Origin of the sequence: Escherichia sp. MOD1-EC6021 (assembly GCF_002965245.1) — a bacterium.
In the GTDB taxonomy this organism is placed as follows: Bacteria; Pseudomonadota; Gammaproteobacteria; order Enterobacterales; family Enterobacteriaceae; genus Escherichia; species Escherichia coli_F.
The window spans coordinates 1-956 of record NZ_PTRU01000099.1 but is presented as its reverse complement, the minus strand read 5'-3'; the positions used below and the strand labels follow the sequence as shown (position 1 = coordinate 956).

At 54.4% G+C, this 956-nt stretch carries 1 protein-coding gene; it reads right to left on the bottom strand.

Annotation, left to right across the window (positions count from 1 at the left end; all coding sequences use genetic code 11):
• Window positions 1-956, bottom strand: a 956-nt coding sequence (gene tuf, locus BEB54_RS28090) for an elongation factor Tu (protein WP_000223459.1), incomplete at both ends; no start/stop codon positions are given.

Here is a 956-nt window from a genome sequence, read left to right as displayed (position 1 = left end):
ACAACGCCCGCGCCAACGGTACGGCCGCCTTCACGGATTGCGAAACGCAGACCGTCGTCCATCGCGATCGGGTGGATCAGGGTAACAACCATTTTGATGTTGTCGCCCGGCATTACCATCTCTACGCCTTCCGGCAGTTCGATGGTACCAGTCACGTCAGTAGTACGGAAGTAGAACTGCGGACGGTAGCCTTTGAAGAACGGAGTATGACGACCGCCTTCATCTTTGGACAGAATGTACACTTCAGATTCGAACTTGGTGTGCGGCTTGATGGTGCCCGGCTTAGCCAGTACCTGACCACGTTCGATTTCTTCACGTTTGATACCACGCAGCAGAACACCTACGTTCTCACCAGCACGGCCTTCGTCCAGCAGTTTGCGGAACATTTCAACGCCAGTACAGGTAGACTTCTGAGTCTCTTTGATACCAACGATTTCAACTTCTTCACCAACTTTGATGATACCGCGTTCTACACGACCGGTAACAACGGTACCACGACCGGAGATGGAGAATACGTCTTCGATCGGCAGCAGGAACGGCTTGTCAATCGCACGCTCTGGTTCCGGAATGTAAGAATCCAGGAAGCCAGCCAGTTCCAGGATTTTCGCTTCCCACTCTGCGTCGCCTTCCAGCGCTTTCAGAGCAGAACCACGAACGATCGGAGTGTCGTCGCCCGGGAAATCGTACTGAGACAGAAGTTCACGAACTTCCATTTCAACCAGTTCCAGCAGCTCTTCGTCATCAACCATGTCGCATTTGTTCAGGAACACGATGATGTACGGAACGCCTACCTGACGACCCAGCAGGATGTGCTCACGAGTCTGCGGCATCGGGCCGTCAGTCGCAGCAACTACCAGGATCGCGCCGTCCATCTGAGCAGCACCGGTGATCATGTTTTTAACATAGTCGGCGTGCCCCGGGCAGTCTACGTGTGCGTAGTGACGGGTCGGGGTGTC